This is a genomic window from Desulfovibrio diazotrophicus (genome assembly GCF_902498985.2).
Lineage (GTDB): Bacteria > Desulfobacterota > Desulfovibrionia > Desulfovibrionales > Desulfovibrionaceae > Desulfovibrio > Desulfovibrio legallii.
Genome location: NZ_OX346397.1, coordinates 946,424 through 962,647, shown reverse-complemented (window position 1 = coordinate 962,647; position 16,224 = coordinate 946,424). Strand labels below are relative to the sequence as shown.

The following is a 16,224-nucleotide window of genomic DNA, read 5'->3' as shown; positions in this document are numbered from 1 at the left end:
TTACGGGGTCGGTTGGACGGGAGAGGCGGCAAAAATATCAGGCCGACAGGCGGCGGATGTGGGCGGATTGAGCCACTGCGGCCGCAGAGCGTAAAATTCGGCCAAAAGATAGAGCGACCCGGCCAGCAGCACCGGGCGACGCGGCCCCACTTCAGGCAGGGCGGCGGCGCGGGACAGGGCCTGAGAGAGCGCTTCCGGGCCGTCGGGCAGGGCTTGGGCCGTGGCTGGGCCGCAGCTGTTGGCTGCCGCCGCGATGACGGCGGCGGGCGCAGCGCGTTCGTTCCGCAACGTGGGGATAAAGAGGGGCGCGTTGCCCAGGCAGTCTTTGAGCAGGTGCAGGGCCGGCTGCCAGTCTTTGTCTCCCAGGCAGGAGAACACGGCCCCGGCCGGGTGCAGGTCCGCGTTCCGCAAGGCTGCAACCAGGGCGGCCATGCCGTGCGGATTGTGCGCGCCGTCAAGGAGAAGGGGCGGCAGGCCGTCGCCGCCGGGCACGTATTGCAGCCTGCCGGGCAGAAAGGCCGTGGCCAAGCCGTGTGCCTGGGCGGTAACGTCTTGGAGGTTTTTGCCCAAAAGAGGGGCCAGGCTTTGCCAGGCGGTCAGGGCCAGACCGGCGTTGGTGCGCTGGTGCGGCCCGGCCAGCCCCAGAGGCCGGTCCGGGGCCACGGGGGCTGCCTTTGTCAGCGGCGCGCTATGGGCTTTGGCGGCGGCGGCCAGGGCGCGGGCGGCGGCGGGAAACTGGGGGGCTGTGCAGACCGGGGCCGAGCCGCGCACGGCAGCGGCTTTGTCTGTGGCGATGGCCGTGAGCGTGGGGCCCAGCACGGCCTTGTGGTCCATAGCTATGGGCGTGTAGCAGAGCACATCGGCAGCCACGGCGGTGGTGGCGTCGTACCGGCCGCCCAGACCGGCCTCCAGTATGGCCAGGTCCACCCGCGCCTCGGCAAAGGCCAGCAGGGCCAACACGGTAAGAAATTCAAAATAGGTCAGGTCCGGCGCGACCTCCATCACGGCGTTGGCCGGGGCCGCCCATGCGTCTTCCGGCCAGGGGCGGCCGTCAATGCGGATGCGTTCGGCCGGGTGGACAAAATGCGGGGAGGTATAGAGCCCCACGCGGCAGCCGTGGGCCATGCCCAGCGAGGCCAGAAAAGCGGCCGTGGAGCCCTTGCCGTTGGTGCCCAGCACCTGCGCCGTCACAAAAGGCGGGCGGGTCAGGTGCAGCGCTTTCAGGGCGCGGTGCATACGCTTCAGCCCCAGGTCCATGTGAAAAAGGCCCAAACCGTCCAGATGCCGCACTACGTCGGCGGCGGAAGAAAACTGCGTCATGGCGCACAGCCTATCCCAAAGCGGGACGGCTGTCAGCGCCTGTGCAGGGGGTTGTGGCGGAGCTCATTCCTGCGGGGTGCGGGCCACAGGGGCGTGCCAGCAGCGCCATGCGGGAAGCAGGGAGAAAAGGGCCTTGCGGGAGAGAACAGCGCTGCACGCATGGCAAGCTCTCGGCGTCGTGCGCCGCGTTTTTTTCGCAGTGCACGGCGCCTTGTTGGGGGGAGGAAGGACTCAGCGGCCCAGACCCAGGGCCTGGGCCATGATTTTGAAGACCTGGGTATTTTCCATGAAGCCGTGGAAGTTATCGGCTCCCGCGCCCTGGGCGTGGAGCAGCAGCTCGTCTACGGTGTGCACGCCCTGACTTTCGTTACGCGGCAGCACGCCGGAGCGGAATTCCGCGCCGGGGGCGTCCTTGTAGGCCGCGTTGGCAATATAGTTGCCGTGCTCATCCTTGACCGCGGGCACAAAGGGATTATCCAGCTTGGGGGTGAAGGTTTCGTAATAGTCTGGCGTGGCCCCGAAGAAGACGGCCAGGCGTTTGGGTGGATTCACGTCATCGGGGTAGCCGTCGTGGTTCTTATCTTCATAGAGCGGATACCCGGCCTTGGCGTACACGCCCACCTTTTCCCGCATTTCTTTGCCGGGCAGGCGGTCGTCCACTGTGCCCGCCACGCTGATGGAGTGCGTGTGGTCGCCCGTGACCACCAGGAGGGTGTCGGGATTCTTCTCACAAAATGCGCGGGCCAGGGCCACCACCTTGTCGAACATGATGGTGTCGTAGACTGAACGCTCCCAGTCCAGGGTATGGGAATATTTGTCTACCAGGCCGGCCTCCAGCACCAGGACGAAGCCTTCCGGATTGCGGGAAAGCGCCTGGAGCGCTGTGCGGGCCATGTCCGTAAGATCCGGCTGATCCGGAAACTTGGGCACTGTGCCTTTTTTGAGAAATTGGCGGTCCAGTACACCGTCCATGTTCCCGGGGTGGAAGAGGCCCAGCACGCGCCCGGCATTGTCGGGCAGAGCCTTCAGCTCTGTGGCGGAGGTGACCAGCGTGTAGCCCGTGTCCTTGAAGCGCTGAACATAGTCTGTGTCGTCCTTGCGCTTGGAGCCGGGCACGCTCTTGGGCAGAAAATAGGCCGCGCCGCCGCCCAGAAGCACTTCGGGCTGCACCTGGTAGAACATTTCTACAATGGCCGCTTTTTCTGCCCGTTTGCGGGTGTGGGCCACCACAGCGGCTGGTGTGGCGTCCTCCAGCTCCGCGTCCGAAACCACGCCCAGAGATTTTTTGCCCGTGCGCCGCAGAATTTCCCCCAGGGTTTCCTGCCGGGGGTCGTCAAAGGGGTCGGGTGTCCGGTCCGCGTAGACGCCCAGGGCGTTGACGCTGGATTTGTGCCCGGTAGTGTAGGCGCTCATGGTATTGGCCGAATCCGCAGCGATGGAGTCTACGCTGCCCGTGCCCACCGTGGCCATGTGGGGCATCGTGTCCATGGCCAGGCGGCCGTTGTACTTGCCTTGGGTCATGCCTGTGGAAAGCAGCCGTGCGGCCGTACGGTGTCCCACGCTGAGGCCGTCGGCAATGAGCAGTATGACGTTTTTGGCCACGGGTTTGGGTGTGGCATAGACCTGCCAGGAGACGCGCGCGGTTTCTGCATCCCCTCCACGGGCTTCCACCGTATACGCGCCAGCCGGAAGGCTTGCCCCGCGCAGGATGAGAGCAGAGCCTTTGCCATCCTCATCGGGCACGAATTGGGGCTGTTTGCCCAGTACCTGGGCGGCATCGCGCCCATTGATGGTCAGCCGCGCGGCATTGGGGTCGGGCAGCCTGGAGGAAAATTCCACCTTGACGTCAAAACGGCTGCCGGAAAGGATTTCGGCCTGATCCAGCGGATAGACGGTCGCGGCCTGCGTGGCGGCTGGGAACAGGACCAGAGCTAATAAGGCCAGGAACATACTTTTCATGAGGACGCTCATTGAGATGTGTTCAGGCCGGGCGTACCGCGCTGGCGGCCAGTTCGGCCACGGCGGCCGGCCCGCCGACGGTCAGCGCCCCGTAAAGGCGCATGGCGCTGAGCTGCGCGAATACATAATTGCGGAAGTTGTTGCCGGGCAGGCCGTCCAGGTCCGCCCCTTTGAGGCCGTACTTTTCTTCGGCCAAGGCGCGCAGCACAGGGGTGACCCACTGGGCAGCGGGGACGGAGAGTACAAAATCGTGGTCGCCCAGGTGCACCAGAAAACCCTCGGTGCGCCGGGGCAACGGCAAAGTTTCGCCGCCAGGGGCCAGCAGGTCCGCGCGCACGGGGTCCACCCCGGCCAGCAGGGCTGCAGCCTTGATCCAGCCTACTACCTGCGCTTCGTCTTTAGCTGTGCCGGGATGCGTGTGGGCACAGGCCTGGGCCACCACCACCGGGGCTGGGATTTTGCGCGTAATGCTTTCGGCCACGCTGAGCACATGGTGCTCGCCCGTGGCGGCCAGGGGCTGTTCCGTGCGGCAGGCCCCGTCCTTGCGCCACTGGAAAACCCAGGGCTTGTGCAGGTCGTGCAGCAACTGCGCGGCCAGGGCCACATCCTTATCCGGAGTGAAACCGAAGGTTTCCTGATAGTCGCGGAGCAGCCCCTGGGTGGAGCGCACGTTCATGGCCACATGGGTGACCAGACCGCCGGGGTAGGCGTGGTGGCTTTGCCAGCCGCTGCCCGGTGCGCTGCGGAAGGGTTGCGGCGCGCGTTGCGGGTCTGCGGTGGGAGGCAGCAGAGGCGTTTGGGCTGCGGCGACACGCAGGCCAGCCTTGCTCAGGGCGCGGGAAGCGGCCTCCTGGTCCAGGTTTTTGGCCAGTGTCGGGGCTGGATTATCCAGAATGTCCAATACCTGACGGCGTAGCTCGGCATTTTGGATGCTGCCGGCGGTTTCACGCAGGTAGGCCCAGGATTCGCGCACCAGGGGTGAAGCCTCGGCGATTTCTTGCGGTGTCATGGCGACGCAGCGGTCAAAGGAAATGGGTTTGATGTCGTGGCGGCCTGTGGCCGCGGGCGCGACGCGGGCGGCGAAGCCGCCACCCAGGACAAAGCCGACGACGGCCGTGCTTTTAAGAAAAGCGCGGCGGCCGGAGTGGTGGGGATTGTGCGTGTCCATACAAACTCCTTGCTTGTGGACCAATGCCGTTTGCCGTAAGCTAGAGAAGCAGTATGACAAAAAAATTGTGTGAGTGTGACAAGTTGCCGCATTATGGATAAGGCGTCGCAGATGCGGGATGCTTGACGTGAGGCCGCTCCATCCCTACTATGGCGCTCCACACGCACGCGCCCGTAGCTCAGTTGGACAGAGCAGATGCCTTCTAAGCATCAGGCCGAGGGTTCGATCCCTTCCGGGCGCGCCAATATATTTCAGAGGGACACTCGTCAGCGCCGAGTGTCCCTCTTTTTGTTTTGGTGACGTTTTGGGGGCCGCACCGCGTAAAATCGGGGGATGGTCGCTTCGCGGCTTTCAGGAAGCGCCGCCCCAGCCGGAAACAATGATCAGCATGCCTGCCAGGGCCACCGCGCCGCCCAGCATATCCGTATTGGACAGGTGCACTTTGTCCACCAGGCGGAGCCAGGCCAGGGCCGTGACCACGTACACGCAGCCATAGGCTGCATAGACCCGGCCGCTGGCCGCGGGATGCAGGGTCAGGAGCCAGGCAAACACGGCCAGGCTGGCGGCGGCGGGCAGCAGAAGCCAGGGAGACCCCCCTTTGCGCAGCCAGACGTAGGGCAGAAAGCAGCCCGTGATTTCGGCCAGGGCCGTCAGCACAAAGAGCAGCAGGGTTTTGGCAAGCACAAGCATGGTCCCTCCGCAAGGCGTTTTTCGCGCCTTTGGGGTATGTTACCTTTGATAATGCGCCTTCTCAAAGGCCGTGCGACGCCCGTTCCGGCGCTTGCCAACGCGCATAGCCGGCGTCAGCGCCTTTATGGCGGGCGTTTGTCTGCGCGGGCAGCAGCGCAATTCCACGGTGGAGTTGCGCTATTTTTGCCGGATGACAACCTGATGTTTACGCAGAAAGTCCGCAGGCAGATAGGTCATCTTGGCCTGCCGCAGGCCTTCTTCGTCCAGGTCCTGAGCACGGTTGATATAGGTGAAGCCGGCCCCGGCGCGGCGGGAGAACTCACAGTTCATGGTCTGATAGACGCCCTTGAAGCCATTGAGACCTTTCTCGTAGTGCACGCCCAGGCTTACGTCGTCCAGGTTTTCGCCCACGCTGAAGGCCACCATGCGGCCCTCCACATAGAGGGAGCCGCCCGTCAGGCCGCGAAAGCAGTTCCAGTGCGAGAGCACGCGGTTGATGGCCTCATTTTCCGCCTGCAGCGAAGGCGAACCCTCACATTCGTGCCATTGGCACCAGTCGTCCTGCAGGCCCAGCACATCCTCCACCATGGCGTCGCTCAGGGGGCGGTAGTCCGGCTGGCCATAGGCCTTGATGTAGCCGTTGTAGTGGTTGCGCTTTTTGTGAAAACGGTTGCCGGGCAGCTCGGCCAGGTCGGTCTGGTTGTAGAGGTATTCCCACTGGCCGCGATCTTCCCGGCCTTCCACCTGGCCCGGCAGGGCCCTTTGCCAGATATGGAGCAGGGTTTCAGGCACGCGGGTCACACTGTGCTCGGCCACGTCAAAGCCACAGGGCAGCAGATCCTTCCAGGCCACGGCGTTCCAGTCGCCCACCGGGGCCCAGCAGACCAGATTGGGGCGGGTTTGCCGTATCCAGCAAAGGTTGTCCGCAAAGCACCACTCCAGGCCGTAATAGGCCTGCCAACCCCAGAGGTTGGCCAGGGTATAGTCCAGGGAACGGCAGGGGGTGCGCTGCCAGAGTTCGTAATAGCGCTCGCGGTCTTCCAGGGTAACGGGGGTAAAGTCTTTGCTCACGGGTATATCTCCTTGCACGGCCCGGCGGTGCACCTGCCGGGGCGTGGTATATGCTGTGTGATCAGACGGCGCGCTGGTGCCGGCAGCGCATGGCAAAGCGCGTCCAGTCGCGGTAGCGCACTACATAGAACATGATGGCGGTCTGCAGAACCTGGGAGCAGAGCATGGCTGCGAACACACCCGAAGCCGTGCCCCAGAGCACATGCCCCAGCAGCCAGCCCAACGGCAGGCGCACCAACCAGAAGGTGCCGCCGAAGATAAGCAGGTTGTACCTGGTGGCCCCGGCGCCCACCATTATGCCCCCCATGACCGTGCTGGCAATGGAAAAGGGCGTGGAAAGCAGGTTGTAGGTCAGGTAACTGACGATCTGCGCACGGGTGCCCGCTTCCTGCGAAAGCAGGGCGGCGACCTCGGCGCGGAAGGGCCAGAGCAGGGCGGCCATACCGCTCATGGCCGCGGCGGCCACCAGCACCATGAACAGGCCCACGCGTTTGGCCTCTTCCGGCCTGCCCGCGCCCAGGCTGTTGCCCACCAGCACGGCCACGCTCATATTGCAGGCCATGCCGGGCAAAAAGAGCAGGGCCTCCACACGCAGACCGGCGGTGAGCCCGGCCAGAGCGTTGACGCTGTCCGCAGGCAGGGAGGCCACCAATACGAATAAGGTCATGTAGCCGGATTGCCAGACGATCTGCGCGGCCCCTGCAGGCAGGGCCACCTTGAGCAGGTAGGGCAGGGCGGCCTTGAGCCAGCGGAAGGGGGGCAGGGCGTCGCGTCGCAGGTAGCCGTAGCGGGCCAGCAGCAGGCAGTTGCACAGCGCGCCCAGATACTGCACGGCCACGCCCGTCCAGATCAGCCCCATATAGCCCAGCTTGGGCAGGCCGAACCAGCCCAGGCCCAGACCCAGGCAGCCCAGCAGATTGAGGGCGCACACGCCCACGGCCACCCAGAGGGGCGGCAGCACCTGGCGCGTGGCCCGGAACATGACGCCCGTGGAGGCGTAGACGTACTGGGCGGGCAGCCCCAGCATGCTTACCCGCCACATGTCGCTGGTGAGGGGAAAGATGCTTTCCGGCACTTGCAAAAGGCGCAGCAGCGGGTCGCCGTAGAGCCAGCCGACCAGTGCAATAATCAGGCCCAGGCCCAGGCTGCCCGCCACGGTGGTGACAACATAGCGCCGGGCGCGGGACACGCGCAGCGCGCCCAGAGACTGGCTTACCGCGGCCGTTGCCCCGCTGGAGACGGCCATGGCCACCACCATAAGCAGAATGCCGCACTGGTTGACCATGCCCAGCGCGGCCTGCACCTGTGCGCTGAGCTGCCCGGCCACCCATACGGCCACAAAGCCCATGAAGAACATAAGGTACATCATGAGCATCTGCGGCCAAGTAAGCCGCCAGACGGCGCGGGGGGCGGTGCTCAGGTCCGGCGCGGGGCTGGTTTGCGGCGGGGGGGCGCCGCGAAGGGAGGTCACACTAATCCAGGAGGCAGCGCGCCAGGTCTTCAAGGTTTTCACGCCGGCGGATGAGCCGTGCCGTGCCGTCGCTCTGGATGAGCACTTCCGCCGGACGGCGGCGCATGTTGTAGTTGGAGCCCATGGTAAAGCCGTAGGCCCCGGCGTCCAGCACGCCCAGGACGTCGCCCTCATGCAGGGCGGGTAGGGTGCGGTCCTTGGCCAGGATGTCGCCGCTTTCGCAGATGTTGCCCACAATGGTCTGCGGCAGGGCGTCGCGTGCGCACGCGCCTGGGGCTTCGTAGATTTCAAAGTCGTGGAAGGAATCGTACATGGCTGGGCGCACCAGCACGTTAAAGCCCAGGTCCGTGCCCACATAGCGCCTGTCGCCGTTGTTTTTCACGGCGTGCACGCGGCCCAGCAACACGCCGCATTCGGCGGCCACATAGCGGCCGGGCTCCACAAGAAAACGCCCCTGGTAGCCGGTCTGGGCGGCCCAGTCGCTGATGAGGGCGTGCAGCCGCGCGCCCAGGTCGGCCATGTCCAGCCGGGTTTCGTTGTCGTATTTGTGGTAAGGGATGCCGAAGCCGCCGCCGAAGTCAATGACCTCCAGCGTGGCGAGGGTCGCCGCGGGCAGGCGTTCGGCCAGGTGCAGAAGTACCGTGGCGGCGTTCAGGTAGCCGTCCGGCTCCATGAACAGCGAACCGATATGCTGGTTGATGCCTGCCAGCGTCAGATTGTGGCGCTTGAGCAGGGCCAGTACATCGTCCAGCTTGTCCGGGGTGACGCCGAACTTGGTGGCCTTGCCCGCCGTGATGACCTTGGCGTGGTGCCCCGCGCCGATGCCGGGGTTAAAGCGCACCATGACCTTGCCGCCGGGGTTGAGGCTGCCCAGCAGGTCCAGTTGAGAGAGGGAATCCACGCTGACGAGCAGGCCCTTGACCAGGGCGTTCTGTAGCTCCGCAGCGGAGTTGTTGTTGGAAATATACAGGATTTCTTTGGGGGTAAAGCCCGCCAGTTCGTCCATATGGAGTTCGCCGGGGCTCATGGCGTCCACCACCAGGCCTTCCTGGCGCGCCACCTTGAGCAGGACCGGGTTGGCGTTGGCTTTGACGGAATAGTTCACGCCAAAGCCGGGATGGGCGGAAAGCCCCTTGAGCTCGCGGCAGCGTTGGCGCAGGATGTTTTCGTTGTAGACATAGAGGGGGGTGCCGTAAGTTTCGGCCAGTTCGCGGGGGGTGTGGCGGCCGTAAAAAGAGCAGGCGTCGGTATAGCTGGATCGGATATGCGACATACGTACCTCATGCAGTGCCGAAAACGCAGGGTTGGTCCGGTTCGGGCCCTGGTCGGTGTGATTGGAACAGGCAAATAATCATTATTGGTTCTCTGTGCCGCGCTGTCAAGATACTTGAGCGGGCGCACAAGCCCGCTGGCGGGGCGCGGGGCCGCCGCAGCCGCCGCAGGTCTGCCCGCATTGACAGAAGGCCTGCGGCGTGTTTTTCTGCTATCTTCATCAAGGGCGCGTTGCGCAGCCGGCAACGCTGATCGGTTGCGGCGGGCCCACCCCAGACAATGGAGTAGTTATGGGCATCAAAAAAGGCGACACGGTGCGCGCGCACTACACGGGCACCCTTGACGACGGCACGGTATTCGATTCCTCGCGGGAGCGTGATCCTCTGGAATTCGTGCAGGGCCAGGGCATGCTCATCCCCGGTTTCGAGAGCGCCGTGGAAGGGCACGAGGCCGGCGACGTAGTCAGCGTGACCATCGCCCCCGAAGAAGCCTACGGCGAGGCGGACCCGGAGCTGATCTTCACCGTGCCCCGCGCCCAGGTGCCGGACCATATTCCCCTCAATGTGGGCGTGCCCCTGCAGCTTTCCAACGAGCAGGGACAGATGGACGTGACCATCACCGAAGTGGGCCCGGAAGAAATCACCCTGGACGCCAATCACCCCTTGGCGGGCAAAAGCCTGACCTTTGAAATAGAAATCGTCAGCGTCGGCTAGCGCGTATTTTGAGAAGGTGCATTCTCAAAATGTTGTGAGGCTCACTCCGGTGCTTGTCGGTGTAAATACATTGCGTTTACGCCCCGTAGGGGATGCCTGCCTGCGCAGTTTCCGGGGCATTTTTACAGTGGAATTGTCCTGAAAGCCGCGTTGACGGCAGCCCGCCGCGTCTGTTTTGCGGCCGGGGCGCTTTGCCGTTCTGACAGCATAACCACCGTTCCGACGCGGTTGTCGCAGCGCCGTTTTTTGCGACAGCCGCGCGGCGCGGAAGCCCTGTGCACGAACCTTTGTCCGAACCCCCTCTCTTCCAGCAAGAGGTTTTTCATGAGCAGCAATACCGCCAGATACGACGCCATCCAGGCCATTACCGGCTATCGTCCGGAAGCGGCCCCCCTCAACTTTGCGGATACCAAACCCACGGATATTTTTGGCTGCAACGTGTTCAACGACCGCGTCATGCGCGAGCGCCTGCCCAAGAGCGTGTACAAGGCTCTGCATAAGACCGTAGAATACGGTGAGCGCATGGACCCCGCCATTGCCGATACCGTGGCTGCAGTCATGAAGGACTGGGCCATCGAAAAAGGCGCTACCCACTTTACCCATATTTTTTATCCCCTTACAGGACAGACGGCGGAAAAGCACGACAGCTTCCTCATGCCCGACGGCAACGGCGGCGTCATTGCCGAATTTTCCGGATCCATGCTCATCCGGGGCGAGCCGGACGCCTCCTCCTTTCCTTCCGGCGGCCTGCGCTCCACCTTTGAAGCGCGCGGCTACACGGCCTGGGACGTGACCAGCCCCGCTTATATCATGGAAAACCCCAACGGCACTTTTTTGTGCATTCCCACCATGTTCCTTTCCTGGACGGGCGTGGCCCTGGACAAAAAAACGCCGCTTTTGCGCTCGGCTCAGGCCCTCAATCGCCAGGCCAAACGGGTGCTGCGCCTCTTTGACGAGGAAACTGAGCACCCCGTCATCTCTTACGCCGGGCTGGAGCAGGAATATTTCTGCATCGACCACAATTTCAACTTTGCCCGGCCCGACATCCAGATCGCCGGGCGGTCGCTGTTTGGCGCGCGCCCGGCCAAGGGGCAGGAATTCAGCGACCAGTATTTTGGGGTCATCCCCCAGCGGGTGCTTTCCTACATGATGGAAGTGGAGCGGGAGCTCTACAAACTGGGCGTGCCCGTGCGCACCCGCCATAATGAGGTGGCCCCCAGCCAGTACGAAATCGCGCCCCTCTATGAGGTGAGCAACCTGGCCGTGGACCACAACCACATCATCATGTCCATGCTGCGCAACGTGGCCAAGCGCTACGGTCTCAAGTGCCTGCTGCACGAAAAACCCTTTGCCTGCGTCAACGGTTCGGGCAAGCACGTCAACTATTCCATCGGCAACGCGGAGCTGGGTTCCCTGTTCGACCCCGGCGAGACCCCGCACGCCAACGCCAAGTTTCTGGTTTTTTGTGCGGCCATGATCCGCGCCGTGCACAAGTTCGGCGGCCTGCTGCGCACCACTGTGGCCAGCGCCGGCAACGACCACCGTCTGGGCGCCAATGAAGCGCCCCCGGCCATCATGTCCATCTTTTTGGGCGACCAGCTTACGGAAGTCTTTGAAGCCTTCCGCGCCGGCAGGGTGGAGGACGCCGCCAACGGCAAAAAGCGCCGGGCCCTTAACCTGGGTGTGGACACCCTGCCCGCTCTGCCCGCCGACCCCGGCGACCGCAATCGCACCAGCCCCGTGGCCTTTACGGGTAACCGCTTTGAGTTCCGGGCCCTGGGCTCCAGCCAGTCCGCTGCAGGTTCCATTACGGCGCTGAACACCATGATGGCCGATTCGCTGGGCTTTGCCGCCGACTGGCTGGAACGCAAACTGGGCGAGGGCATGCCCTTTAACGCCGCCCTGGAATCCTTCATCGGCCATGTCATGGACGAGCACAGCGCCGTTATTTTCAACGGCGACGGCTATTCCGAGGTCTGGCACAAGGAAGCCGTGCGTCGTGGTCTGCCCAACCTGCGCAATACGCCCGAGGCTTTGCCCGAACTGACCCTGCCTGAAGTTATTGCGCTTTACGAAACCCATGGCGTGCTCAACCGCGCGGAACTCAAGGCCCGACAGGAAATTTATCTGGAGCAGTACTGCAAGAGCGTGCGCACTGAGGCCAATCTGGTCATCCGCATGGCCCGCACGGTCATCTTCCCGGCGGGCATGCGCTATCAGGGCGAACTGGCCGCCACGGCGGCGCAGATGCAGGCTGTGGGCAAGGAAGCCCGCACCCGCACCCTGGATGAGGTGACGGAATACCTGCGCGGTCTGCAGGACGCCTGCGGGCAACTGGAGGCGGTACTGGCGGAAGTGGAGGCCCTGGGCATGGGCATGGATGCGGCGCGCCGCTACTGCAACGACGTGTTGCCGCAAATGCAGGAGGTACGCCGCTATGCGGACCATCTGGAAACCCGTGTGGCCGACGATTTGTGGCCCCTGCCCAATTATCAGGAGATTTTGTTCGGCAAGTAGCGGCAGGGCGGGCGCGACCCTCTGCGAAGGCGTCGCGCCCAGGGCTTTCGCCAGATGGCTTCCGGGGCGGGCGTGCCGTGCGGCAAGGGTAGTATTTTGAGGCGGTTCAGCAGGCAGAGGACGGATGATAGAGGTCAGCGGTCTTTGTAAGAGCTACGGCGCGCACGAGGTCTTGCACAATATTGACATGTGCGTGCACGAGGGCGAAATCTTCGGCATCGTGGGGCATTCCGGCGCGGGCAAGTCTACCTTGCTGCGCTGCCTCAACGGTCTGGAGCCGTACCAGAAGGGCAGCGTGAAGGTCATGGGCGTGGAGGTGGCCGGTCTGGAAGGCCGCCGCCTGCGTGAGCTGCAGAGCAAGATGGGCATGATTTTTCAGAATTTTAATCTCATGGCCCGTAAAAATGTCTTTGACAACGTGGCCTTTCCGCTGGCCATCTGGCACAAGGGCAACCCGCGTAAGCGGGTTATGGAGCTGCTGGAACTGGTGGGCCTGGCGGACAGAGCCGGGCAAAGGGTGCAGAGTCTGAGCGGCGGGCAGAAGCAGCGCGTGGGCATTGCCCGCGCCCTGGCCCTGAATCCGCAGGTGTTGCTTTGCGACGAGGCCACCTCGGCCTTGGACCCCAAGACCACGGCCTCCATTCTGGACCTGCTGGAGGACATCAACAAGCGTCTGCACCTGACCATCATCATGGTCACGCACCAGATGGAGGTGGTCAAGCGCCTTTGCCACAGCCTGCTTTTGCTGGACAACGGCCGCACCGTGGGCCTGGGCCGGACAGAGGAGCTCTTTCTCGCGCCCGGCAAGGATATGCAGGCTTTTGCCGACAATGAATACACCCTCATCCCCGGCGGCACCAACATCCGGCTCATGTTCCCGCGGGAGATCTCGCAGCAGGCGGTCATCACCCACATGGCCCGCAGCCTGGACCTGGACTTTTCCATTGTGGGCGGCAAGCTGGAGCGCTACCTGGACGACGTGTTCGGCTTTCTTATCATCAACGTGCCGGACCAGAGCAGGGACACTGTGCTGCGCTACCTGAAGGACCACCGGCTGTACTGGGAGATTCTGGAGTATCCGCAGGCAGAGAAGGAGGCGGCGCATGACCGGGCAGCTGACTGACATGGGCGCGGCGGCGCAGATCTTCTGGCCCCTGTGGGAGCGCCTGCTGGACAAGTGGCCGGAAATCGTCACCGCCACCTGGGAGACGCTGCAGATGGTGCTGCTCTCCACGGTCTTTTCTCTGGCATCGGGCTTTTTACTGGCCATCCTCATGATCGTGACCAATCCCCTCATGAGCCTGCGCCCCTGTCGCCCGGTTTACCAGGTGGTGGATTTTGTGGTCAATCTGCTGCGTTCCTTCCCCTTCATCATTCTGCTTATTGCCATTATCCCCGTTACGCGGCTGGTGGTGGGCACCTCCATCGGCAGCGCCGCGGCCATTGTGCCCCTCACCGTGGCGGCCGCGCCCTTTGTGGCCCGCCTCATTGAAGGCTGTTTTCTGGAGGTGGACAAGGGCGTCATTGAGGCCGCGCGGTCCTTCGGGGCCAGCAACGGGCAGATCATTTTTCGTGTGCTGCTGCCGGAAGCCTTGCCCTCCATTGTGCTCAACGTGGCGGTCATTGCCATCACCTTGCTGGGCTATTCGGCTATGGCGGGCACCGTGGGCGGCGGCGGTCTGGGCGATCTGGCCGTCAAATACGGCTACAACCGCTTTCAGGTGGACATCATGGTTTATTCTGTGGTGATCCTCTGCATCCTGGTGCTGGTCATTCAGGGCCTCTGCAATCTGCTTTACAAACTGCTGCGCTGAGGCGCGGCCTTCACCTTTTTGCGTAAAGGAGTCTGTATGAAACGTCTGCTCTCGTCACTGGTTCTGCTGCTGCTCATGGCCGCCCCCGCCCTGGCTGCCGAAGACATTGTGGTGGGCGTCACGCCTTTTCCCCACAAGGACATTATGCTGGTGGCCAAGCCCCTGCTGGCCAAAGAAGGCTACAACCTGGTGCTCAAGGACTTTACCGACTACGTGCAGCCCAATATGGCCCTGGCCGGCAAGCAGCTGTTCGCCAACTTTTTTCAGCATCAGCCCTACCTGGACAATATGAACAAGGAAAAGAACCTGGGTCTTGTATCCATTGCCAAGGTGCATATTGAGCCTCTGGGCATCTATTCCAAAAAAATCAAAAAGCTGGACCAGATCAAAAAGGGCGACATCATTTCCGTGCCCAACGACCCTACCAATGAAGCCCGCGCCCTGCGCCTGCTGGAAACCAAGGGCCTTATCGGCATCAAGCCCGGCGCGCTGGTGACCGTGGCCGACATCACCAAAAATCCGCTCAGTCTCAAAATTCACGAGCTGGACGCCGCCCAGCTGCCCCGCACTCTGGAGGATGTGACCGCCGCCGTCATCAACACCAATTTTGCGGGCGAGGCAGGCCTCATCCCGGCTCGGGACGCTCTGGCCATGGAGGGCAGCGAATCCCCTTACGCCAACATCATTGTGGTGCGCGCCGCAGACAAGGACAGCCCCAAGGCCAAGGCCCTGGTCAAGGCCGTGCAGTCTCCGGAAGTGAAGGCGTATATCGAAAAGGTGCTGGTGCCCAAGGGCATTATGCCCGCCTTTTAGAGCAGTTAACACTTGAAATGCTCGCTTACGGCAGGCAAAAGCCTGCCTTCTCGCATTTCGTGGCAAGGATTTTCAAGAAAATCCTTGCAGAGCAGTTAACTCATTTCATTCGCTAACTGCTCTAGCATCCGGAACCGTTGCCCGGTGTCGGCGGCTGCGGAAATTTTCCGCAGCCGCCGCTGTTTCTGGGGGCGGCAGGGTAGAGGCCATAGGCGGCCGTGCGGCCGTTGCCTTCCGCTCCGGGCAATGGCAGAGTGGTGCGGACGCCCAAGCAATCCTGTCTGTGGACCACCTATGAAGCGCAGTTGTTCCCGGCCCGGAGTCGTCGCGCTCCTGGCCGGAATTTTTTTTCTGATCTGCCTCCTGTTCTGGGGAACGGGCCTTGCGCCGCAGTGGAGCCGGGGCGTTCTTGCGGCGTGGGAAAACCCGTCTGCGGCGACAGTTGCGGCCACAGGGAAGGCGAGGCGGGACGCGCTGTCCGAAGCAACCCCTGCGCTGCCCGCAACGCCGGGATCTGACGGGGCTGACGCAAAGGCCGCCCCCCCTGCGCCCGATGCAGCGCGCGCTTTTGTAACGCAGCCCGCACAGATTGCCGCCCCCCGCCCTGCGGACGCGGCCCAAAGTTCCGGCCAGGCTGCCGCAAACCGGGCTGCCGCAGGCCAGACCCGTGTGGACCAGGCGGCCCCGGACAATCCCGCCGCTGTCCGCCCCCAGTCCGCCGGACCTCCCCAGAGCCGTGCGGATGCCGTGGCCTCCCTGCCCGCCGTTGATCAGGAATCGTCGCCAGCGGCCCCTGCAAAGCCATCCGCTCCGCCGCATACGACGTTGCGCCTGTTTGGCACGGTGGAGTTCAGGCGGCCTCTTTCTTCTCTGCCGGGCTGGCTTGAGCTGCTTAAGCGCAATGCGCAACATGGTATTTTTACCCCTGGCCAAGTGCTGAAAAAAGGCGTCACCTGGGCGCAGTTTCGCGCCGGTGCTGCCGGGAAAAAGGGCGTATCGCTGCTGCGTTATGTCAACGCATTCTGGAATGCCTGGCCATACAGAGAGGACAGGGACGTCTGGGGCAGAGAGGATTACTGGGCCATTCCTCAGGAATTTTTGCGCCGCTCCGGCGACTGTGAAGACTACGCCATCATAAAATATTTTACGCTCAAGGAACTGGGCCTTTCGCCCAAAACCATGCGCATCGTGGTGGTGCGCGACACCGTGCGCAATCTGGGGCATGCGGTGCTGGCCGTGTATATGGACGGTACGGCCTATATTCTGGATAATCTCAGTAATGCCATCCTGCCCCATGACCGGCTGCGGCAGTACCGGCCACAGTATTCCGTCAATGAGCAGGGGCGCTGGGCCCACCTGCAGGTGAGCCGGGTTCCGTAACCCTTGGGGGCGTCCCCTTGGGCGTTCCACAGGTTG

The 16,224-nt window shown here is 63.3% G+C and carries 13 protein-coding genes and 1 tRNA gene; 7 read left to right on the top strand and 7 right to left on the bottom strand.

Annotated elements, in window-relative coordinates; translation table 11 throughout:
* The 3 genes from J7I12_RS04125 to J7I12_RS04115 form a co-directional block, all read right to left on the bottom strand.
* Window positions 1-1,320: a bifunctional folylpolyglutamate synthase/dihydrofolate synthase gene (locus J7I12_RS04125; RefSeq protein WP_118230001.1), complete on the bottom strand. Its 1,320-nt coding sequence runs from the start codon at window positions 1,318-1,320 to the stop codon at window positions 1-3.
* A gap of 231 nt (window positions 1,321-1,551) precedes the next feature.
* Window positions 1,552-3,279, bottom strand: a complete 1,728-nt coding sequence (locus J7I12_RS04120; protein ID WP_208360950.1) for an alkaline phosphatase — start codon at window positions 3,277-3,279, stop codon at window positions 1,552-1,554.
* 22 nt (window positions 3,280-3,301) lie between these two features.
* Window positions 3,302-4,447, bottom strand: a complete 1,146-nt coding sequence (locus tag J7I12_RS04115; RefSeq protein WP_208360948.1) for a metal-dependent phosphohydrolase — start codon at window positions 4,445-4,447, stop codon at window positions 3,302-3,304.
* A 167-nt stretch (window positions 4,448-4,614) separates the two neighbouring features.
* Here J7I12_RS04115 and J7I12_RS04110 point away from each other — a divergent pair.
* A tRNA-Arg gene (locus J7I12_RS04110) sits at window positions 4,615-4,691 on the top strand.
* A gap of 107 nt (window positions 4,692-4,798) precedes the next feature.
* Here J7I12_RS04110 and J7I12_RS04105 read toward each other — a convergent pair.
* From J7I12_RS04105 to lysA, 4 genes are all read right to left on the bottom strand, one after another.
* Entirely contained in the window at window positions 4,799-5,137 is a 339-nt protein-coding gene (locus tag J7I12_RS04105; protein WP_118229997.1) for a YnfA family protein, read from the bottom strand.
* A gap of 177 nt (window positions 5,138-5,314) precedes the next feature.
* The gene (locus tag J7I12_RS04100; RefSeq protein WP_118229996.1) at window positions 5,315-6,208 is read right to left on the bottom strand and encodes a DUF2156 domain-containing protein; all 894 of its coding nucleotides are present in this window, start codon (window positions 6,206-6,208) and stop codon (window positions 5,315-5,317) included.
* Window positions 6,209-6,269: 61 nt separating this feature from the next.
* The gene (locus J7I12_RS04095) at window positions 6,270-7,679 is read right to left on the bottom strand and encodes an MATE family efflux transporter (protein ID WP_242621180.1); all 1,410 of its coding nucleotides are present in this window, start codon (window positions 7,677-7,679) and stop codon (window positions 6,270-6,272) included.
* Window position 7,680: 1 nt separating this feature from the next.
* Window positions 7,681-8,952 (bottom strand): diaminopimelate decarboxylase, encoded by a 1,272-nt coding sequence (lysA, locus tag J7I12_RS04090; protein ID WP_208360946.1) that lies wholly within the window; start codon window positions 8,950-8,952, stop codon window positions 7,681-7,683.
* A gap of 289 nt (window positions 8,953-9,241) precedes the next feature.
* Between lysA and J7I12_RS04085 the strand changes: the two genes are divergently transcribed.
* The 6 genes from J7I12_RS04085 (at window position 9,242) to J7I12_RS04060 (ending at window position 16,188) form a co-directional block, all read left to right on the top strand.
* On the top strand, window positions 9,242-9,664 hold the full coding sequence (locus J7I12_RS04085) for an FKBP-type peptidyl-prolyl cis-trans isomerase (RefSeq protein ID WP_118229994.1): 423 nt from the start codon (window positions 9,242-9,244) through the stop codon (window positions 9,662-9,664).
* 324 nt (window positions 9,665-9,988) lie between these two features.
* The gene (locus tag J7I12_RS04080) at window positions 9,989-12,181 is read left to right on the top strand and encodes a glutamine synthetase III family protein (protein ID WP_118229993.1); all 2,193 of its coding nucleotides are present in this window, start codon (window positions 9,989-9,991) and stop codon (window positions 12,179-12,181) included.
* Between the two features lie 124 nt (window positions 12,182-12,305).
* Complete coding sequence (locus J7I12_RS04075; protein WP_118229992.1) at window positions 12,306-13,304, top strand: methionine ABC transporter ATP-binding protein; 999 nt, start codon at window positions 12,306-12,308, stop codon at window positions 13,302-13,304.
* Window positions 13,285-13,995, top strand: coding sequence for a methionine ABC transporter permease (locus tag J7I12_RS04070; protein ID WP_118229991.1), 711 nt, complete (start codon window positions 13,285-13,287; stop codon window positions 13,993-13,995). Before J7I12_RS04075 ends, J7I12_RS04070 begins: the two co-directional genes overlap by 20 nt.
* Window positions 13,996-14,031: 36 nt before the next feature.
* Window positions 14,032-14,808 carry a MetQ/NlpA family ABC transporter substrate-binding protein gene (locus J7I12_RS04065; protein ID WP_118229990.1) on the top strand — a complete coding sequence of 259 codons (777 nt, stop codon included), beginning with the start codon at window positions 14,032-14,034 and terminating at the stop codon, window positions 14,806-14,808.
* A gap of 669 nt (window positions 14,809-15,477) precedes the next feature.
* On the top strand, window positions 15,478-16,188 hold the full coding sequence (locus J7I12_RS04060; RefSeq protein WP_236031536.1) for a transglutaminase-like cysteine peptidase: 711 nt from the start codon (window positions 15,478-15,480) through the stop codon (window positions 16,186-16,188).
* The last annotated feature ends 36 nt before the right edge of the window (window positions 16,189-16,224 follow it).

Coding starts and splice junctions, on each gene's coding strand:
- J7I12_RS04085 (WP_118229994.1), top strand. CDS start 9,242: ATGGGCATCAAAAAAGGCGACACGGTGCGCGCGCACTACACGGGCACC.
- J7I12_RS04080 (WP_118229993.1), top strand. CDS start 9,989: ATGAGCAGCAATACCGCCAGATACGACGCCATCCAGGCCATTACCGGC.
- J7I12_RS04075 (WP_118229992.1), top strand. CDS start 12,306: ATGATAGAGGTCAGCGGTCTTTGTAAGAGCTACGGCGCGCACGAGGTC.
- J7I12_RS04065 (WP_118229990.1), top strand. CDS start 14,032: ATGAAACGTCTGCTCTCGTCACTGGTTCTGCTGCTGCTCATGGCCGCC.
- J7I12_RS04125 (WP_118230001.1), bottom strand. CDS start 1,320: ATGACGCAGTTTTCTTCCGCCGCCGACGTAGTGCGGCATCTGGACGGT.
- J7I12_RS04105 (WP_118229997.1), bottom strand. CDS start 5,137: ATGCTTGTGCTTGCCAAAACCCTGCTGCTCTTTGTGCTGACGGCCCTG.
- lysA (WP_208360946.1), bottom strand. CDS start 8,952: ATGTCGCATATCCGATCCAGCTATACCGACGCCTGCTCTTTTTACGGC.
- J7I12_RS04120 (WP_208360950.1), bottom strand. CDS start 3,279: ATGAAAAGTATGTTCCTGGCCTTATTAGCTCTGGTCCTGTTCCCAGCC.
- J7I12_RS04070 (WP_118229991.1), top strand. CDS start 13,285: ATGACCGGGCAGCTGACTGACATGGGCGCGGCGGCGCAGATCTTCTGG.
- J7I12_RS04115 (WP_208360948.1), bottom strand. CDS start 4,447: ATGGACACGCACAATCCCCACCACTCCGGCCGCCGCGCTTTTCTTAAA.